The following is a 17,626-nucleotide window of genomic DNA, read 5'->3' on the forward strand; positions in this document are numbered from 1 at the left end:
GAGGCGCCGTACCGGGCCGCCCGAGGCGGCGGCCGCCGTCACAGCTTGCCCGACGTGCCGGTGTGCGTGGGGCAGGGGGTACGGGTGAGGGGACGTGTCCGCCGCCGGGCGGTGGGCTCAGTCCCCGGGTCCGGCGGGCCAGGTGTGCACCGGCGCCCCGGTGCGCATCAGCTCGCAGTAGCGCCGGGTGGTGACGACCAGCGCCTTGTGCCGGTCCAGGCCGCGCTCCAGGGCCCGGTGGAAGGCGGCGGCCTGCCAGGTGGCGCCGTTGGTGCGGCGGCGGCAGCGGCCCTCGACGACGCCGAGGTAGCGGTCGCGGTCGGAGGGCTCCACGCCCCAGGCGTCGAGCCCGGCCGCGGCGAGCGGCAGCAGCTCCTCCTGCACGAGCCGGACAGCGGGCACCCGCTCCAGGGTGCCGGCGCGGCCGCCCGCCTTGGGCCAGCGCAGCCAGGCGTCGATGCCGTGCCGGCAGGCCGCGTCGAAGTTGTCCGCGGCGACGGCGAAGGGCAGCCGGCTCCACACCGGCCGCGACGCCTCGGCGAGCGCCCTGACCAACCCGTAGTAGAAGGCGGTGTTGGCGATGACGTCGGTGACCGTGGGGCCCGCGGGCAGCACCCGGTTCTCCACCCGTAAGTGGGGCACGCCGTCGGCGACCCCGTAGACGGGCCGGTTCCAGCGGTAGACCGTCCCGTTGTGCAGGGTCAGCTCGTGCAGCATGGGTACGCCGCCCTCGTCGAGCACGCACAGCGGGTCCTCGTCCGCCGAGATGGGCAGCACCGGCGGGAAGAAACGCAGGTTCTCCTCGAACAGCTCGTACGCCGAATCGATCCAGCGCTCGCCGAACCAGGTGCGCGGCCGCACCCCCTGGGCCGTGAGCTCGGGCGGGCGCGTGTCGGTGGACTGCACGAACAACGGCGGGCGGGACTCGCGCCACACCTCCCGGCCGAAGAGGAAGGGCGAGTTGGCGCCCACGGCGATCTGGGCGGCCGCGACGGCCTGCGCGGAGTTCCACACGGCGGCGAACCGCCCCGGCGTCACCTGCAGATGCAACTGCACCGACGTGCAGGCGGCTTCGGGGGTGATCGACTCGGCGGTGCAGGTGAGCCGTTCGACGCCCTCGATGTCGATCGTGAAGTGCTCGCCCCGGGCGGCCACGACCTGCGCGTTCAGCATCGCGTAGCGCGCGTCGGCGGAGAGGTTCGCCGAGACCAGATGACGGTCCTCCAGGGTCGGCAGAATACCGATCATCACGACCCCGGAATCGACTTCCATGGCTTTGCGGTCGGCATAGTTGAGAGTGGTGCGCAACTCCTCGGCAAGCTGGTCGAGGACGCTTCCGGAGAGCCGGTGCGGAACAATGTTCACTTCCAGGTTGAACCGGCCGAGTTCGGTCTGGAAATCACCGCTGGCGATACGCTCCAGCACTTCGGCGTTCACCATGCTCGGCATCCCGTCGGCCCCCGCGAGATTCAGCTCGATCTCCAGGCCCATGAGATTCCTGGGACGGTCGAAACGCTTCTCTTCCAGCAGTCTCGCCAGTGCTTCCAGGCACTGCCGGAGCTTTGCCCGGTGGCGCTGCCGGTCGGCGAGGCCGATGCCCCCGGCCACGACCTTGTCCCCCATTGCAGGGTCCCTCCTCACATGGGTCGCCGCGGCGCCGGCGGCTCGCGTCACGGTCGATGATGCCCAGCCAATGTGATCGATAACGCCCCGCCGGCACCACATACCCGCTACGCTCTCGGCAACGCACCCGGTGGCACATTCCGTGGGCATGACGGACCGTCCGGACATTGCCTATAGCACCCGTGGCAGTGCTGGTGATAAACACCGACGAGATTCGGCCTACCCTGCCCGGGGAAGAATACGAGGTGGCGTGCCCGGCCATGGCACAGAATCACCGAAATCACCCCCTGACGGGGCCCTGATATCTCCTTGCCGGAAATGCCGGCGACAGCTAGCCGAAACACCATGTGAACACGTGTCGTATAAACTTCGGGAACGAGGCGGAGAGTAGGCGCCCGGCCCCGGCAGCCGGTAAGGTCCCGGCCCCCCTCTGACCCCGCACGCCGACAGCGTCGTCCGCACCCTGCCCAGCACCACGTGTCTCCGAAGTGAGAGGCGACCCACCATGCCGCTGCATGTCCCCCCTGCCCCTGCGCCCGCCCTGCGCAGTGTTCTGAACGCCCTCGGTTCCCCCTCGGCCGTGCGCGAGGCCCGCACCCCGTCACTGAAGGCAGCACAAGGGCCGCTGACCCCCGAACTCCCGCTGCCCGTCCACGTGCTGGAGCAGGTGACGGGCCGCGGGGGCGCGCCGCGCAGCCGGCTCGCCGGCTGGCGGTTCCTGATCCGCAGCGCCGAGCGGGTGGTGGCCGCGGGCGAGACGGTGCAGACCGCGGACGGCTGGGCGTTCGCGCACTTCTGCGAGGGCCCCTACCTCGCCTCCACGGAGCGCGCCCTGCGGCAGGCGGAGGCGCTGGCGACCCCGTACCAGCCCCGGCTCCTGTCCGTGCCCGAGCTGTACATGCTCACCCTCTGGCTGCACGGGGACGTCACCGCCGACGCCTCCTCCGGGCTGCCCGGGCCCGGTGACCTCCTGGTGCCGCTCGCCCCCGCGCCGCCGGGCATCGCCGCGCACCGCCCCCACCGGTTCGCCGAGCTGCTGCCGGTCCTGACGCTCCGCCTGGCGCCCGCGCCGCTGCTCAAGACCCCCGCCTGACCCGGCTCCCGCCCCCGTTCTCCCGTCCGTGCGCCCCGCGGCCCCGCCGCGGGGCGCACACGTGTGCTCATCCTCCTGGGCTAGTCCGTACCGGCCACCTACAACCATCCGTCCGGGCTGTCCTGTTCGGAGCAACCGCCCGCACGGGTGACGCGTCTCCAACGAGTGAGGAGCGCTGCCGGGAAATCCCTGCGGAATCACGCCCGTGGGGCAACACTGGTATCGACCAACCGATTCGCCAACGGGGGGCGGCATGAACACCGAATCGAGCCGCACGACAGCCACCACATCGCAGCGAAAGAACCCTCCCATGTGCCAGCACCAGCCCACATGCCCCTCAGCCGACTCCACCGACCGGGAAGCCGCGCACCTCGTGGCGCACCACCCGGAGCAGGGCTGGAGCCTGCTGTGCAACGGCGTCCTGCACTTCGAGGACACCGGTGAGCTGCTGCCGGACGGCCGCGTCATCGCGCCGCACCGGCCGCTGGACCCGGGGAATGTGGTGACGGCCGCCTGAGCTCGCACCACCGCACCAGCACCGCACGCAAGGCACCGCATCCACGCAAAGGGGCCGGCCCGGCGAGATCGCCGGACCGGCCCTCATCAGGTCCGGGCCCCTCGGGAGAGGCCCGCCGTCCTGATCAGCCGTCGTAGTCCTCCAGCGGCGGGCACGAGCACACGAGGTTGCGGTCGCCGTACGCACCGTCGACGCGCCGCACCGGCGGCCAGTACTTGTCGGCGGAGACCCCGGCGGGGAAGACGGCCTCCTCACGGCCGTACGCGTGCTCCCACACGCCCGTCACGGACGCGGCGGTGTGCGGGGCGTTCCGCAGGGGGTTGTCGTCCTTGCTCCACTCCCCCGAGCCGACCTTCTCGATCTCGGCGCGGATCGCGATCATCGCCTCGCAGAAACGGTCCAGCTCGGCGATGTCCTCGCTCTCCGTGGGCTCGATCATCAGGGTGCCGGCCACCGGGAAGGACATGGTCGGCGCGTGGAAGCCGTAGTCGATGAGCCGCTTGGCGACGTCGTCGACGCTCACGCCGGTGGCCTTGGTCAGCGGCCGCAGGTCCACGATGCACTCGTGCGCCACCAGGCCGTTCGGGCCGGTGTAGAGCACGGGGTAGTGCGGCTCCAGGCGCTTGGCGATGTAGTTGGCGCCGAGGACCGCCACCTGCGTGGCGCGCTTGAGGCCCTCGCCGCCCATCAGCCGGACGTACGCCCAGGAGATCGGCAGGATGCCGGCCGAGCCCCAGGGGGCCGCCGAGATCGGGCCGACGCCCGTCTCCGGGCCGGCGGTGGGCTGCAGCGGGTGGTTGGGCAGGTACGGGGCGAGGTGCGCGCGGACGGCGACCGGACCGACGCCGGGACCGCCGCCGCCGTGCGGGATGCAGAACGTCTTGTGCAGGTTCAGGTGCGAGACGTCACCGCCGAACTTGCCCGGCTTCGCCAGGCCCACCAGGGCGTTGAGGTTGGCGCCGTCCACGTAGACCTGGCCGCCGGCCTCGTGCACCTCGGCACAGATGTCGGCGACGTGCTCCTCGAAGACGCCGTGCGTCGACGGGTACGTGATCATCAGGACGGCCAGCTCGTCGCGGTACTGCTCGATCTTGGCGCGCAGGTCCTGGACGTCGATCTCGCCGTCGTCGGCGGTCTTGACGACGACGACCTTCATGCCGGCCATCACGGCGCTCGCGGCGTTGGTGCCGTGCGCCGAGGACGGGATCAGGCAGACGGTGCGCTGCTCGTCGCCGCCCGCACGGTGGTAGGCGCGCACGGCCAGCAGGCCGGCGAGCTCGCCCTGGGAGCCGGCGTTCGGCTGGATGGAGACCTTGTCGTAACCGGTGACCTCGGCGAGCCGCTCCTCCAGCTCGGTGATCAGCGTGACGTAGCCCTGCGCCTGCCCGATCGGCGCGAAGGGGTGGAGCGCACCGAACTCGGGCCAGGTGACCGGCTCCATCTCGGTCGTGGCGTTGAGCTTCATCGTGCAGGAGCCGAGCGGGATCATGCCGCGGTCCAGGGCGTAGTCCCGGTCGGCGAGGCGGCGCAGGTAGCGCAGCATGGCCGTCTCGGAGCGGTGCTCGTGGAAGACCGGGTGCGTGAGGTACTCGCCGGTGCGCAGGAGGGCCTCGGGGAGCGCCTCGGCGGCCAGCGCGTCGAGGGCCTCGACGTCGCCCGCCACGCCGAACGCGGCCCAGACGGAGTCCAGGTGGGCGCGGGTGGTGGTCTCGTCGCAGGCGATGCCCACGTGGTCGGCGTCGGTCAGGCGCAGGTTCACGCCGCGCTCGCGGGCGGCCTCGACGACCTCGCCGGCCCGGCCGGGCACGCGCGCGGTCAGGGTGTCGAAGTAGGAGCCGTGGACGAGCTCGACACCGCCGGCGCGCAGGCCCTCGGCGAGGATCGCGGCGTAGCGGTGGGTGCGGCGGGCGATGGCGGCCAGGCCCTCGGGGCCGTGGTAGACCGCGTACATGCCCGCCATGACGGCGAGGAGCACCTGCGCGGTGCAGATGTTGCTGGTGGCCTTCTCGCGGCGGATGTGCTGCTCGCGGGTCTGCAGGGCCAGGCGGTAGGCCTTGTTGCCGTCGGCGTCGACGGAGACGCCGACGAGACGGCCCGGGAGGCTGCGGGCGAACTGCTCGCGCACCGCCATGAAACCGGCGTGCGGGCCGCCGAAGCCCATGGGCACGCCGAAGCGCTGGGTGGTGCCGACCGCGATGTCCGCGCCGAGCTCGCCGGGCGAGGTCAGCAGCGTCAGGGCCAGCAGGTCGGCCGCGACGGTGACGACCGCGCCGAGCTCGTGGGCGCGCTCGATGACCGGGCGCAGGTCGCGCACGGCACCGGAGGCGCCGGGGTACTGCAGGAGGACGCCGAAGACGCCGCGCTCGGCGATCTCGTCGGGGATGCCCGCGCTCAGGTCGGCGACGACGACCTCGACGCCCGTCGGCTCGGCGCGGGTCTCGATCACCGCGACGGTCTGCGGCAGGGTGTCGGCGTCGATGAGGAAGACGCCCTTCTTGACCTTGCCGACGCGGCGGGACAGGGCCATGGCCTCGGCGGCGGCGGTGCCCTCGTCGAGGAGGGAGGCGCCGGAGGTGGGCAGCCCGGTGAGGTCGGCGACGACGGTCTGGAAGTTGAGCAGGGCCTCCAGGCGGCCCTGGGAGATCTCCGGCTGGTACGGCGTGTAGGCCGTGTACCAGGCGGGGTTCTCCATGACGTTGCGCAGGATCACCGGCGGGGTGAACGTGCCGTGGTAGCCCAGGCCGATCATCGGGGCGAGGACCTCGTTGCGGTCGGCCAGCGTCCGCAGCTCGGCGAGCACCTCGGCCTCGCTGCGGGCCTCGGGCAGGGCCAGGGCCCCCACGCTCTTGATCACTTCCGGCACGGCGGCGGCGGTGAGCTCGTCCAGCGAGCCGAAGCCGACCTGGGCGAGCATCTTCGCCTGGGCCTCGCCGTCGGGGCCTATGTGGCGGCGCTCGAACGGGGTGTCCCGCTCCAGGTCGGAAAGGGCAATGCGGTGGGCAGTCATCTGCGGAGGCCTCCTGGTCGTTGCGACCTGCGAGGGGTACCACGGCGCGGGTACCCGGACGGCCTCCCCCTCTGTCATCTCAACCTGAGAGCTTCACCGGCCCGCGGCACGCGCGACCCGGCTTTCACCGTCGGTGAGGAGGGGCTTCGGCGCTGTGGCTGACCGGGCCCGCCCTGCTTTCCAGAGTGACCTTGTCCGTGCGGTACGGGTGCCTGAGAGATTCCGGGGAGGATTTGCTCCTTCGGCGCCTCCGCCGACCCCGCTGGGCGGGCTCCCGGAGGACTCTCCCGCACGGATTCTGCGGCCACTCGCCAGACTACCAGCGCATGTTTCCCGCCGGATCTCCCGAGTGGCCGCTTCCCGCTTTGTGTTTTTGGGTGGGAGAAGGCGCCGATCCTGGGAGGAAACCGTGCAGAGCGACATCGATCCCCGGAGCCTGATCGGCTGGAAGGTCTTCGACCGGGGCGGGACGAAGATCGGCACGGTGGACGAGGTCTATCTCGACGACGCGACCGGCGAACCGCTGTGGGCGGCGGTACGGACCGGCTTCTTCCGGCGGGACGCGTTCATCCCCCTGGCGACCAGTGAGATCGCCGGGGAGAGCCTGCGCACCCCGTACGACCGGGCGCTGATCAAAGAAGCCCCGGACTTCGGCGTCGGCCGCCACCTCTCGCCGGAACAGGAGCTGCAGCTCTACCACCACTACCGCCTGGACATTCCGGGCATGGGGCGGGAGCCGGGGCCGGCGCCAGGGCCGGGACCGGCTGCAGGGCCGGGACCGGGACCGCTTCCCGAACCGCCGGGGACGGCGCCGGGATCGACCCCGTCTTCGTCTTCGTCTTCGGGGACAGGCCCGGATCCGGGCCCGGGGCCGGGCGCCGTCGCCTGACCCGTGGACGGGCCCGGCAGGCCCGCATCCCCGCCCGGCAGGGCCTCCCTCACGAGCGGCAGCGGCTCGCCCGGCTCCAGATCCGGGTCGTCGACGGCGAACGTCCGTACCCGGCCCGGCTCCGACCAGGGCGTCTCGAAGCGGACCGTGACCCGGCCGACCCCGCTGCCCTGCACCCACCCCGCCCCGTACTCGGCATGGTGCACGTCCAGGCCCGGAAGCCACCGCCGCGGCCGCTCCACCGCGCCCGCGGCCTCCCCCGGCTCCGCGCCGGAGCCCCGCACCGGGTCCGTCGTGGCCGACGCCGCGGCGGACGCCTCGCTCGCGGCCTGCGCGAACAGATCCTCCTGGGTGTAGTCGGCGAGGCCGCTGACGCCGACGCCGAGCAGCCGGACCCCCGTCGTGGTGTCGACGCCGTCGATCAGCCGGGCCGCCGCCTCCCGGACCACCGCGGGGTCGTCCGTCGGGCCGCGCAGGGTCTCGGAGCGGGTCAGCGTGGAGAAGTCGTAGCTGCGCACCTTGATGACGACGGTGCGCCCCGACCGGCCGGCCGCGCGCAGCCGCTGGACGCAGCGGTCGGCGAGCCGGGCGATCTCCAGCTGCACCCGGGTGCGGTCGGTCAGATCCTCCTCGAAGGTGTCCTCCACGGACACGGACTTGGCGTCCCGCTCGGCGACGACGGGGCGGTCGTCATGGCCGGTGGCCATGGCGTACAGCCCCGCGCCGTGGGCCTTGCCCAGCAGCCGCACCAGCTCCGCCTCGCCCGCCTCCGCGGTCTCGGCGACGGTGGCGATGCCCGCCCGGCGCAGCGTCTCGGCGGTGGCGGGGCCGACGCCCGGGATGACGCGCACGGACATGGGCCACAGCATTTCCAGCTCGGTGCCGGGCGGGATGAGCAGCAGGCCGTCGGGCTTGGCGTCCTCGGAGGCGATCTTCGCGAGCATCTTGGAGGCGGCGAGCCCCACCGACCCGCTGAGGCCCGTGGCCGCGTGGATGTCCCGGCGCAGGCGCTCGCCGACGGCCCGCACGGCCGCCGGGGTGGGCTCGACGCCGCCGGCCTCCAGATCCACGAACGCCTCGTCGAGGCTCAGCGGCTCCACCAGCGGCGACAGGGCTCGGAGCAGGCCCATGACCACCTCGCTGACGTCGCGGTAGAGCGAGAACCGCGGGGTGAGGTAGGCGGCGTTGGGGCACAGCCTGCGGGCCTGCGCCGTGGCCATCGCGGAGCGGATGCCGAAGACCCGCGCCTCGTACGACGCGGTGGCCACCACTCCGCGCGGCCCGATCCCGCCCACGACCACGGGTTTTCCGCGCAGGCTGGGCTTGGCCGCCTGCTCGGCCGAAGCGTAGAAGGCATCCATGTCGAGATGCAGGATGGTCGGCGCGCTTCTCACGACACCGATGCTGCCGCATGCCACTGACAATCGCACTCACGTGCGACACGGGCCGCGGACGCGCAGGTCAGCCGACGCGGTTGCGGCGGCGCGCCAGCTCGTCCGCGGGGTTGGGGCGGACGAGCGTCTCGCCGGTGTCCACGCGCTCGCCGTGCAGCTGGGACAGCGCGCTCTCGACGTCGCGCCAGACGACGCCCACGGCGATCCCGAAGACGCCCTGCCCGCCCTGAAGGAGGTCGACGACCTCGTCGGGCGAGGTGCACTCGTAGACCGTCGCGCCGTCGCTCATGAGCGTCATCCGCGGCAGGTCCGCCATGCCGCGCGAGCGCAGGTGCTGCACCGCCGTGCGGATGTTCTGCAGGGAGACCCCCGTGTCCAGCAGCCGCTTCACGATCTTGAGGACGACCACGTCCCGGAAGCTGTAGAGCCGCTGGGTGCCCGCGCCGACCGCGCCCCGCACGCTCGGCTCGACCAGTCCCGTACGCGCCCAGTAGTCGAGCTGGCGGTAGGTGATGCCGGCCGCGGCGCACGCCGTCGGCCCTCGATAGCCGATCAGATCGGCCTCCGGCCCGCGCGGGGCGGTGACCGCCGCTGCCGGGCCCGCATGACGGGGTGCCTGTTCGACCGCTCCCCCGAACAGCGGATACGGACTGCCGACCGCCGTCCCGTCGCCCATGCTTCTCACGCCGACCTCCGTCCTTGACCTGCCCTCTCGACGGTAGGCAGTCACCAGGGGTGCGTCAACGATCGCCACACTCGGCACGCCGAGTGATAATCACCCAGAGAGTGGTTTTGCGTGCCCCTGCGCCGGGAAAGGCTAGTCGAATGCGCCGCGGCAGGCCGTCACGAGCCGCTCCGGCCGGGTCACTGGCTGCTACTGCCGAAGTCCTCCGGCGAGATCTGGTCGAGGAACTCGCGGAACTTCTCGACCTCGTCCTCCTGCTCGTCCGGGATGGCGATCCCGGCGTCGTCCAGCACACCGTCGCTGCCGTAGATCGGCGTGCCGGTGCGCAGGGCCAGCGCTATGGCGTCGGACGGCCGGGCGCTGACCTCCACGCCGCTGGCGAAGACGAGCTCCGCGTAGAACACACCCTCGCGCAGGTCCGTGATGCGGACCTCCGTGAGCTGCTGGCCGACCGCTTCCAGCACGTCCTTGAAAAGGTCGTGGGTCAGCGGGCGGGCCGGGGCCATGCCCTGCTGGGCAAAGGCAATGGCCGTCGCCTCTCCCGGTCCGATCCAGATCGGGAGGTAGCGGTCGCCTCCCACTTCACGCAGGAGCACGATCGGCTGGTTGGAGGGCATTTCCACCCGGACACCCACGACATCGAGCTCGTTCACACAGCAACCCTAGGACGTGCCCGGCAGGTTTGGGTAGTCGGGCACTCGCCGGTCAGTGCGAGCCCGCGTGCAGGGCCGCCTGCACGAGCGCCGCGTGCAGGCGCACGGACAGCGTGGCCAGCTCGCGCGTGGTGGCCTCGGCATGCGCCCTGGTCTGCGGATTGCGGTGCCGCCGCAGCGGTGCGACCACCTGTTCGACCAGGCCGGCCTGGCGGTCGGCGGCGGCCTTCATGGCGCGCAGGTGGCGCGGCTCCAGGCCGAAACGGCCCAGGTCGGCCACGAGGCGGGCGACGGCCACCGCATCGGCGTCGAATCCGCCGTCCGGGTGGGGCGTGACCAGCCCGTACGACTGCCACTCCACCAGCTCACTCTCCGTGACACCGGTGGTACTCAGCAGCTCTTCCCGGCCGATCCGCGCGGGCGGGGCGGGCACGGGCGCGTCCAGCCCCACGCCGGTGGCGCGGACGACGTCACCGGCGACGCCGGGCGGCCCTGCGTCGTGGCCGTCGGCGGCCACGAGCGCGGCGTCACGCGGCTTCGCGGGGGCGGGCAGCTGTGGCGCCTCGCCCCGGGCCCGGGCCTCCAGGTGCTCCTTGATGACCCGCAGCGGGAGATAGTGATCGCGCTGCATGCGCAGGACGCAACCGAGCCGCTCCACGTCCTCCGTGCTGAACTTGCGGTATCCGGACGGCGTGCGCTGCGGCTCCACCAGACCCTCCGCCTCCAGGAAACGAATCTTGGAGATGGTGACCTCGGGGAACTCCTCGCGGAGCAGGTTGAGCACCGTGCCGATGCTCACCAGCCGTCCTTCCGCGCCGGCGGCACCGGGAGACCCGGCACCGCCCGACGGTGTTCGAAGCATGGCCCTTCCTTGGGGTCCCCCCGGACGGAGTCCGGGGAGGGTCAGATGCCCCGCTGGCTGCCGTAGAAGACCAGCCGGTACTTGCCGATCTGGACCTCGTCGCCACTGTTGAGCGACACCGAGTCGATCCGCTCGCGGTTGACGTACGTGCCGTTGAGGCTGCCGACGTCGGAAACGGTGAAGCTGCCGTCCTGACCTCTGCGGAACTCCACGTGCCGGCGGGAGACCGTGACATCGTCCAGGAAGATGTCGCTCTGCGGGTGCCGGCCCGCCGTGGTGATCTCGCCGTCCAGGAGGAACCGGCTGCCGGAGTTCGGCCCGCGCCGGACCACCAGCAGCGCCGAACCCAGCGGCAGCGCGTCGACGGCCGCCTGGGCCTCCGGGGAGAGCGACGGGATCGGCGTCTGGCCGGTGGTCTCGGAGTCGTACGCCTCGAGACCGGAGATGGAGATGGTCGAGGTCGTCTCCGAGGCGCGCTCGGCCACGGCACCGGGCCGCAGCGGGGCGCCGCAGTTGGAGCAGAACCGGCTCGCCTCGGCGTTCCGGTGGCCGCACCTCGTGCAAACCGGCAAGGCAGACCCTCCGCTCGAGGTCGCTGGTGCCCCGAAACCTATGCGCCCGGTGGCAGCAGGGTCAACAGCCGACCCGCCCGGAATGTCTCCTCCCGGAGCCGCCGTCTCGTCCCGGAACAGCGGACGCCCCTCGTGGGCGCCCTCCTGGCCCTGGCCGCCCTCCACGTGGCGCGACGCGCGGTGGCGGGCGCTGCCGCCGTCCTGGCGTGCGCTCTTGCCGAACAACTTCGCAAACAACTTCACGGGCGATTCCCCTTGACCGAAACAGACCCGCCCGTGGGGCAGGACAAACCCTCGATGCACTCACCGTCCGACCCGGACATCCATACAACGTCCGTGGTCAACAGACAGTTTCCACCACGCACCCTCGACTTGGTGCGCCGACCCCCCGCAACCTCGTGGCCTCCCTCCGAAGCCCGCACGACCGCCCGCCTCACTGCGATGACGACCGAGCGTAGTCAGGCCGCTTCGCCGGGCGCAAGGCGTCCACAATGATCTTCTCAGACCGCTGGACCGATACGCCCGCCTGCTCCTTCTCCAGCGTCTGCACCACACCGCCGGGAATGTTGAGCGCGGGCTCCAGGTCCTGCGGCTTGCCGATCACCTTGAACCGGTAGGGCTGCGAGACCTTCTTGCCGTCGATCTCCACCCTGCCCGCCGCACCCGAGAAGTACGTGTCGGCGGCCACCCGGACGTCGTTGATCTGGATGGCCTCAGCGCCCGCGGCCCGCAGCTCCTGGATGGCGTCCAGCAGCTTGTCGGCCTCGACCAGGCCCTTGGGGTCGCTCACCGTGAGCTCGATGCCCGGCCCCTGCGCCCCCACCGTGCCCGCGAGGATACCCAGCTGCTGCTCCTTCTGCGCGGTCTGCTTGCGGGCCTCCGCGGCCTGGTTGGAGCTGCTCTCGAGCTCGGTGCGCTGGTTCTCCAGGCGCCGCTTCTCGTCCTCCAGCCGCTTCGTGCGGTTGTCGAGCTCGTCCAGGATCCGTACGAGGTCCTCCTGCCGGGCACCGCGCAGCGCGCTGTTGTCGCTGGTCGACCGGACCTGGATAGCCAGGCCCAGCCCCAGGACGCACAGCAGCACCGCGACGGTGAGCTGGGCCCTCGTCAGCCGCGGCGGCCAGAGACTGTTCAGCAGGCGCTGACGGCCCGTCACGGGTGCGGCGGCGGGCGGAGGCGCGGGAGTGAGCTCGGGCACGGGCCCGGGGGCGGCAGCGGCCCCGGATGCGGACCCGGCGTCAGGAGCGGGCCCCGGCCGGGGCCCTACGGATTTCTCCGGCTCGTTGCCCTCGCCGCCCTTGTCACTCCTGCCGGTTTCGTCACTCCTGCCGGCTTCCCCGGCCTCGCCCGGCCCCGCAGGCGTGGCGGCCCTTCCGGACCCCTCGGCTTTACCGTCTTTTGAGGTCTTAGCGGTCTTAGGGGCCTTCTCGCCCTTCTCGGCCTTCTCCGGCTTAGCGGACTTCGCGGCTTTCTTCGGCCCCTCGGCCGGCGTCGGCTCCTCCGCGGAAGCCGGCTCACCGGGCGGGTTCTCTTCGGGCGTGTTGCCGTCGGTGCTCATCGGCCTCACGCCCGGAAGACGTGCCGGCGGATCGCGGCCGCGTTGGAGAAGATGCGGATGCCCAGGACGACCACGACTCCCGTGGAGAGCTGGGCCCCGACCCCGAGCTTGTCGCCCAGGAAGACGATGAGCGCCGCCACGACCACGTTGGACAGGAAGGAGACGACGAACACCTTGTCGTCGAAGATCCCGTCCAGCATCGCCCGGAGGCCGCCGAACACCGCGTCGAGCGCCGCCACGACGGCGATGGGAAGGTAGGGCTCGACCACCGTCGGCACCACGGGACGGACGACGAGTCCGACCACAACTCCCACGACGAGGCCCAATACGGCGATCACGATGTGCCCTTCCCTGTGTCGGTGGCGCGGCCGGCCGCGCCACCCTCCTGCGCCTGTGCGGTACGTACGATCAGGCTCGGCGCGGCCGGCAACCGTACCTCCCCCTGAGCGGAAATGCTGTAGCGAACCCCGTACTTCTGCTGCAGAGCGCGCAGGTACAGCCCGTCGGCGCTGCGCTGGAAGGCGTTGGCGAACTGCTGTCCGTCACCGATCGCGAGCACCGTGTACGGCGGCACCAGCGGTCTGTTGTCCACCAGTATGGCGTCACCGGCGGCCCTGATCGCCGACAGCGCCGTCAGCCGCTGCCCGTTGACCGAGACGGCCTCCGCCCCGGACTGCCACAGGCCGTTGACGATCCGCTGCATGTCACGGTCGCGCACCCGGCCCGTGTCGGAGAAGCCGCTGCTCTCGCGCGGCCCGCCGCCACCGCTCTGCTTCGTCTGCTTGGCGTCGTCCACGACCAGCTTGACCCCGGGGCCCTGCACGGCGGTCGCGCCCGCGAGCAGCGCCACCAGGTCGGCCTTGTCCCCGCCGTGCTTCTCCAGGACGTCACGCTGCTTGGTGCCGACGGCGTCCCGCAGGGTGTCGACGTTCTTCTGCAGCGCGTCGGCCGCCGAGGTCTCCCGCTCGATGCGGTCGATGAGCTGCTGGCGCTCCTTGGCCAGCGTCGGTGCCGATATCTGCGCCTGCGCCGCCCCCAGCGTCACCACCACAGCGGCCAGCAGCAGGGCACCCGCGAGGCCCAGCTTGGCCCGCAGCGGGCTGGGTAGCCCGCTCCCGCCCTCCGTCTTCCGCCGGGCCGCCGCCTCGGCGTAGCCGTCGTCGAGGCTGTGGTCCATCACATTGGTCAGCAGCGACATGGAGGCGTCGGGGCGCGGCGGCGGCGTGGGCGTGCTCCGATCGGGGGGCTGCTGCGACATGCCGCACATCGTCGCACGTCGGGGGCGTCGTCTCCCAATGGCCCCACCGGCGCGCCGGACGCGGGATCACTCCGCTGCCGGTCCGGCCCCAAGGAGACGACGCCCGCCGGGTCCTGACCGGGCGTCCGCGGTCAGCGCCCGGCGCCGTCCACGACCGCCGACCACTCGTCGAGCAGGGCCTGCGCCGAGGCGTCGTCGGGCCCCTCGGCCCACAGGTGCGTCACCGCCTCGGCCGGGTCCGGCAGCACCATGACCCAGCGCCCGTCGGTCTCCACGACCCGCACCCCGTCGGTCGTGTCCACGTGCCGGTCCCCGGCCGCCTCGACCACGGACCGCATCACGAGCCCCTTCACGGCCCACGGCGTCGGCAGGTCGCGGCGGAGCACGTGGGCGCGGGGGATGCGGGCGTCTATCTGGCTGAGCGTGAGCTGAGTGCGCGCCACCAGGCCGATGAGCCGGACGAACGCGGCGGTCCCGTCGAAGACGCTGGTGGATTCGGGGACGATGAAGCCGCCGCGCCCGTCCCCGCCGAAGATCGTGGTGTCCGCGCGGCCGACCCTGGTCAGGTCGTCGGGCGACGTCGTCGTCCACTCGACCTGCGTGCCGTGGTACGCCGCCACCTGCTCGGCGATACGGGTCGTGGTCACCGGCAGGGCCACCTTACCGCTGCGCCGCTCGGCGGCGACCAGGTCGAGCAGGACGAGCAGCGCCCGGTCGTCCTCCACGATCCGGCCGCGCTCGTCGACCAGGGAGAGCCGCTCCCCCACCGGGTCGAACCGCACGCCGAACGCGGCCCGCGCCGAGGCCACGATCTCCCCGAGCCGCACCAGGCCGGAGCGGCGGTCGTCCGCGGTCTCCGTGGGCCGGGACTCGTCGAGCCCGGGGTTGATGGTGAACGCCTCCACACCGAGCCGGCCGAGCAGGCTGGGCAGAACAAGGCCTGCGCTGCCGTGCGCCGCGTCCACCACGACCTTGAGCCCGGCCTCGGCGACCCCGCTGGTGTCCACGGACCGCAGCAGCGAACCCGCGTACGAGTCGTAGACGCTGGAGGGGAAGGAGAGGTCGCCGATCTCCCCGGGGAAGGCCCGGCGGTACTCCTGGCGGGCATAGACCCGGTCGAGCTTGCGCTGCCCGGCCTGGGAGAGGTCGGCGCCGCGCTCGTCGAAGAACATGATGTCGACGGAGTCCGGCACGCCCGGCGTCGTACGGATCATGATGCCGCCGGCGCTGCCGCGGGCCGTCTGCTGGCGGGCCACCGGCAGCGGGACGTTCTCCAGATCCCGTACGTCTATGGCGCTGGCCTGCAGGGCGGAGATCACGGCGCGCTTGAGCGCCCGCGCACCGCGGGAGTGGTCACGCGCCGTGGTGACGGTGGAGCCCTTCTTGAGCGTCGTGGCGTACGCGCCCGCGAGCCGCACCGCGAGCTCGGGCGTGATCTCCACGTTGAGGATGCCGGACACGCCGCGCGCGCCGAAGAGGTGGGCCTGGCCGCGGGACTCCCAGATCACCGAGGTGTTGACGAACGCGCCGGCCTCGATGGTCTTGAACGGGTAGACGCGGACGTTGCCCTGAATAATCGATTCCTCACCGACCAGGCACTCGTCGCCGATGACGGCGCCGTCCTCGATCCGGGCGGCGCGCATGATGTCGGTGTTCTTGCCGATGACGCAGCCGCGCAGGTTGCTCTGCTGGCCGATGTAGACGTTGTCGTGGACGACGGCCTTGTGGAGGAAGGCTCCGCTCTTGACGACGACGTTGGAGCCGACGACGGTGTGCTCGCGGATCTCGGCGCCGGCTTCGACCTTGGCGTAGTCGCCGATGTAGAGCGGGCCGCGGAGCGTTGCGTCGGGGTGGACCTCGGCACCTTCGGCGACCCAGACGCCGGGCGAGATCTCGAAACCGTCTATGTCGACGTCGACTCTGCCTTCGAGCACGTCGGCCTGCGCCTTGACGTAGCTCTCGTGGGTGCCGACGTCCTCCCAGTAGCCCTCGGCGACATAGCCGTAGACCGGCTTGCCCTCCTTCATCAGCTGGGGGAAGACATCACCGGACCAGTCGACGGGGACATCGGCCTCGACGTAGTCGAAGACCTCGGGCTCCATGACGTAGATGCCCGTGTTCACCGTGTCGGAGAAGACCTGACCCCAGGTGGGCTTTTCGAGGAAGCGGTCGACCTTGCCGTTCTCGTCGACGATGGTGATTCCGAATTCCAGGGGATTGGGAACACGGGTGAGACAGACGGTGACGAGGGCGCCCTTCTCCTTGTGGAAACGGATCAGGTCGCTCAGGTCGAAATCGGTGAGGGCGTCTCCGGAGATCACCAGGAAGGCGTCGTCCTTGAGCGCCTCCTCGGCGTTCTTGACGCTCCCCGCGGTGCCGAGTGGCTTTTCCTCGTTGGCATAGGTGAGCTCCATGCCCAGTTCCTCGCCGTCCCCGAAGTAGTTCTTGACGAGGGAGGCGAGGAACTGCACCGTCACCACGGTCTCGGTGAGTCCGTGCCGCTTGAGCAGTCGCAGCACATGCTCCATGATCGGCCGGTTGGCGACCGGCAGGAGCGGCTTGGGCATGCTCGAGGTCATGGGGCGAAGGCGGGTGCCTTCACCACCGGCCATCACGACGGCCTTCATGTCGGAAGCGTCCTCCTTGCGAGACGACGGTCACGCCGAACAACGGTCATGCCGACTTCACGCCCGGGACGGCCGGAGTATGGCCGGGGTCTGCGGCGGGCTCAGTCGGCCGTGGCGTCAGCCTTGACCAGGCGGCGGACCTGGACCACATAGAGGATCCCTGCCCACCAATAGAGGGTTGTACCCCATCCGGCGAACGCCCATCCGAAAATCGCGGCGAGTGACGGCAACCAGCCGTGTCCGTCACTGAGAAGCAGCAACGGGAACGCGTACATCAGGTTGAAGGTCGCGGCCTTGCCGAGGAAGTTCACCTGCGGCGGCGGATAGCCGTGGCGCCTCAGGATCCACACCATGACCAGCAGCATCGCCTCTCGGGCGATGAGGGCGGCGGTCAGCCAGAGCGGAAGGATCTCACGCCATGTCAGGCCGAAGAGGGTGGAAAGGATGTAGAGGCGGTCGGCTGCCGGATCGAGCAGCCGGCCGAGGCTGCTGATCTGATTCCAGCGGCGGGCGAGTTTTCCGTCGAGGTAGTCGCTGACGCCGCTGAGCGCCAGGACGAGGAGCGCCCACCCGTCGTGCCTCTGGAGAATCAGCCACAGGAAGAGGGGGACGCCGACCAGGCGCGCCATGCTGAGGATGTTCGGGATGGTGAGGACGCGGTCGGTCTGGACTCGCGTCTCCTGGACCTCCACCCGGGGGCCTCCTGTGGGAAATATGTGAACGATACCCCCTGACCTTACCCTCCGGTGCGGTGCGGGTACCGCGAGGGGCGGGCGGCGGAAACGGCCCGGGAACGCGAAAAAGCCCTGGCGGGAACTCAAGGTTCCCACCAGGGCTTTCTCTAAAAATTGTTCGGCGGCGTCCTACTCTCCCACACGGTCCCCCATGCAG

14 protein-coding genes and 2 riboswitches are annotated in these 17,626 nt (G+C 71.4%); of the genes, 2 read left to right on the plus strand and 12 right to left on the minus strand.

Going from position 1 to position 17,626, the window contains the following annotated elements:
- Positions 1 to 117: 117 nt before the first annotated feature.
- Positions 118 to 1,623 carry a glutamate-cysteine ligase family protein gene (locus IF61_RS0102165; protein WP_030364447.1) on the minus strand — a complete coding sequence of 502 codons (1,506 nt, stop codon included), beginning with the start codon at positions 1,621 to 1,623 and terminating at the stop codon, positions 118 to 120.
- Positions 1,624 to 2,128: 505 nt separating this feature from the next.
- On the opposite strand from IF61_RS0102165, the gene IF61_RS0102170 reads away from it, so the two are divergent.
- Together IF61_RS0102170 and IF61_RS0102175 are read left to right on the plus strand one after the other, a co-directional pair.
- Positions 2,129 to 2,716, plus strand: a complete 588-nt coding sequence (locus IF61_RS0102170; protein ID WP_030364448.1) for a hypothetical protein — start codon at positions 2,129 to 2,131, stop codon at positions 2,714 to 2,716.
- 310 nt (positions 2,717 to 3,026) lie between these two features.
- Positions 3,027 to 3,233 (plus strand): DUF5999 family protein, encoded by a 207-nt coding sequence (locus tag IF61_RS0102175; RefSeq protein ID WP_030364449.1) that lies wholly within the window; start codon positions 3,027 to 3,029, stop codon positions 3,231 to 3,233.
- Between the two features lie 124 nt (positions 3,234 to 3,357).
- On the opposite strand, the gene gcvP is transcribed toward IF61_RS0102175, so the two are convergent.
- The 11 genes from gcvP to clsA form a co-directional block, all read right to left on the minus strand.
- Positions 3,358 to 6,240, minus strand: a complete 2,883-nt coding sequence (gene gcvP, locus IF61_RS0102180; protein ID WP_030364450.1) for an aminomethyl-transferring glycine dehydrogenase — start codon at positions 6,238 to 6,240, stop codon at positions 3,358 to 3,360.
- A gap of 64 nt (positions 6,241 to 6,304) precedes the next feature.
- A riboswitch (glycine riboswitch) is annotated at positions 6,305 to 6,429 on the minus strand.
- 1 nt (position 6,430) lies between these two features.
- Positions 6,431 to 6,540: riboswitch (glycine riboswitch) on the minus strand.
- 402 nt (positions 6,541 to 6,942) lie between these two features.
- Positions 6,943 to 8,523: a DNA polymerase IV gene (locus tag IF61_RS0102185; protein ID WP_078659923.1), complete on the minus strand. Its 1,581-nt coding sequence runs from the start codon at positions 8,521 to 8,523 to the stop codon at positions 6,943 to 6,945.
- 67 nt (positions 8,524 to 8,590) lie between these two features.
- A complete protein-coding gene (locus IF61_RS0102190; RefSeq protein ID WP_030364452.1) occupies positions 8,591 to 9,208 on the minus strand; it encodes a MerR family transcriptional regulator in 618 nt (205 codons plus the stop codon).
- Positions 9,209 to 9,387: 179 nt separating this feature from the next.
- Positions 9,388 to 9,861, minus strand: a complete 474-nt coding sequence (locus IF61_RS0102195; RefSeq protein WP_030364453.1) for a bifunctional nuclease family protein — start codon at positions 9,859 to 9,861, stop codon at positions 9,388 to 9,390.
- Positions 9,862 to 9,913: 52 nt separating this feature from the next.
- Complete coding sequence (gene ftsR, locus IF61_RS0102200) at positions 9,914 to 10,723, minus strand: transcriptional regulator FtsR (RefSeq protein WP_030364454.1); 810 nt, start codon at positions 10,721 to 10,723, stop codon at positions 9,914 to 9,916.
- 41 nt (positions 10,724 to 10,764) lie between these two features.
- The gene (locus IF61_RS37675; RefSeq protein ID WP_397945316.1) at positions 10,765 to 11,598 is read right to left on the minus strand and encodes an FHA domain-containing protein; all 834 of its coding nucleotides are present in this window, start codon (positions 11,596 to 11,598) and stop codon (positions 10,765 to 10,767) included.
- 130 nt (positions 11,599 to 11,728) lie between these two features.
- Positions 11,729 to 12,490: a DUF881 domain-containing protein gene (locus IF61_RS0102210; RefSeq protein ID WP_052392325.1), complete on the minus strand. Its 762-nt coding sequence runs from the start codon at positions 12,488 to 12,490 to the stop codon at positions 11,729 to 11,731.
- Positions 12,491 to 12,855: 365 nt separating this feature from the next.
- Positions 12,856 to 13,188, minus strand: coding sequence for a small basic family protein (locus IF61_RS0102215; protein ID WP_030364457.1), 333 nt, complete (start codon positions 13,186 to 13,188; stop codon positions 12,856 to 12,858).
- Positions 13,185 to 14,108, minus strand: a complete 924-nt coding sequence (locus tag IF61_RS0102220; RefSeq protein WP_030364458.1) for a DUF881 domain-containing protein — start codon at positions 14,106 to 14,108, stop codon at positions 13,185 to 13,187. The genes IF61_RS0102215 and IF61_RS0102220 overlap by 4 nt, the downstream gene beginning before the upstream one ends.
- 131 nt (positions 14,109 to 14,239) lie before the next feature.
- Positions 14,240 to 16,735, minus strand: a complete 2,496-nt coding sequence (locus IF61_RS0102225; protein ID WP_030364459.1) for a mannose-1-phosphate guanyltransferase — start codon at positions 16,733 to 16,735, stop codon at positions 14,240 to 14,242.
- 101 nt (positions 16,736 to 16,836) lie between these two features.
- The gene (gene clsA, locus IF61_RS0102230) at positions 16,837 to 17,427 is read right to left on the minus strand and encodes a cardiolipin synthase ClsA (protein WP_030364460.1); all 591 of its coding nucleotides are present in this window, start codon (positions 17,425 to 17,427) and stop codon (positions 16,837 to 16,839) included.
- Between the last annotated feature and the right edge of the window lie 199 nt (positions 17,428 to 17,626).

Source organism: Streptomyces roseoverticillatus (assembly GCF_000719265.1).
In the GTDB taxonomy this organism is placed as follows: Bacteria; Actinomycetota; Actinomycetes; order Streptomycetales; family Streptomycetaceae; genus Streptomyces; species Streptomyces roseoverticillatus.

What these genes read in the sequence shown, in the direction of transcription:
- IF61_RS0102165 (WP_030364447.1), bottom strand. Translation starts at nt 1,623, where the DNA reads ATGGGGGACAAGGTCGTGGCCGGGGGCATCGGCCTCGCCGACCGGCAG.
- gcvP (WP_030364450.1), bottom strand. Translation starts at nt 6,240, where the DNA reads ATGACTGCCCACCGCATTGCCCTTTCCGACCTGGAGCGGGACACCCCG.
- IF61_RS0102170 (WP_030364448.1), top strand. Translation starts at nt 2,129, where the DNA reads ATGCCGCTGCATGTCCCCCCTGCCCCTGCGCCCGCCCTGCGCAGTGTT.
- ftsR (WP_030364454.1), bottom strand. Translation starts at nt 10,723, where the DNA reads ATGCTTCGAACACCGTCGGGCGGTGCCGGGTCTCCCGGTGCCGCCGGC.
- IF61_RS0102175 (WP_030364449.1), top strand. Translation starts at nt 3,027, where the DNA reads ATGTGCCAGCACCAGCCCACATGCCCCTCAGCCGACTCCACCGACCGG.
- IF61_RS0102225 (WP_030364459.1), bottom strand. Translation starts at nt 16,735, where the DNA reads ATGAAGGCCGTCGTGATGGCCGGTGGTGAAGGCACCCGCCTTCGCCCC.
- IF61_RS0102220 (WP_030364458.1), bottom strand. Translation starts at nt 14,108, where the DNA reads ATGTCGCAGCAGCCCCCCGATCGGAGCACGCCCACGCCGCCGCCGCGC.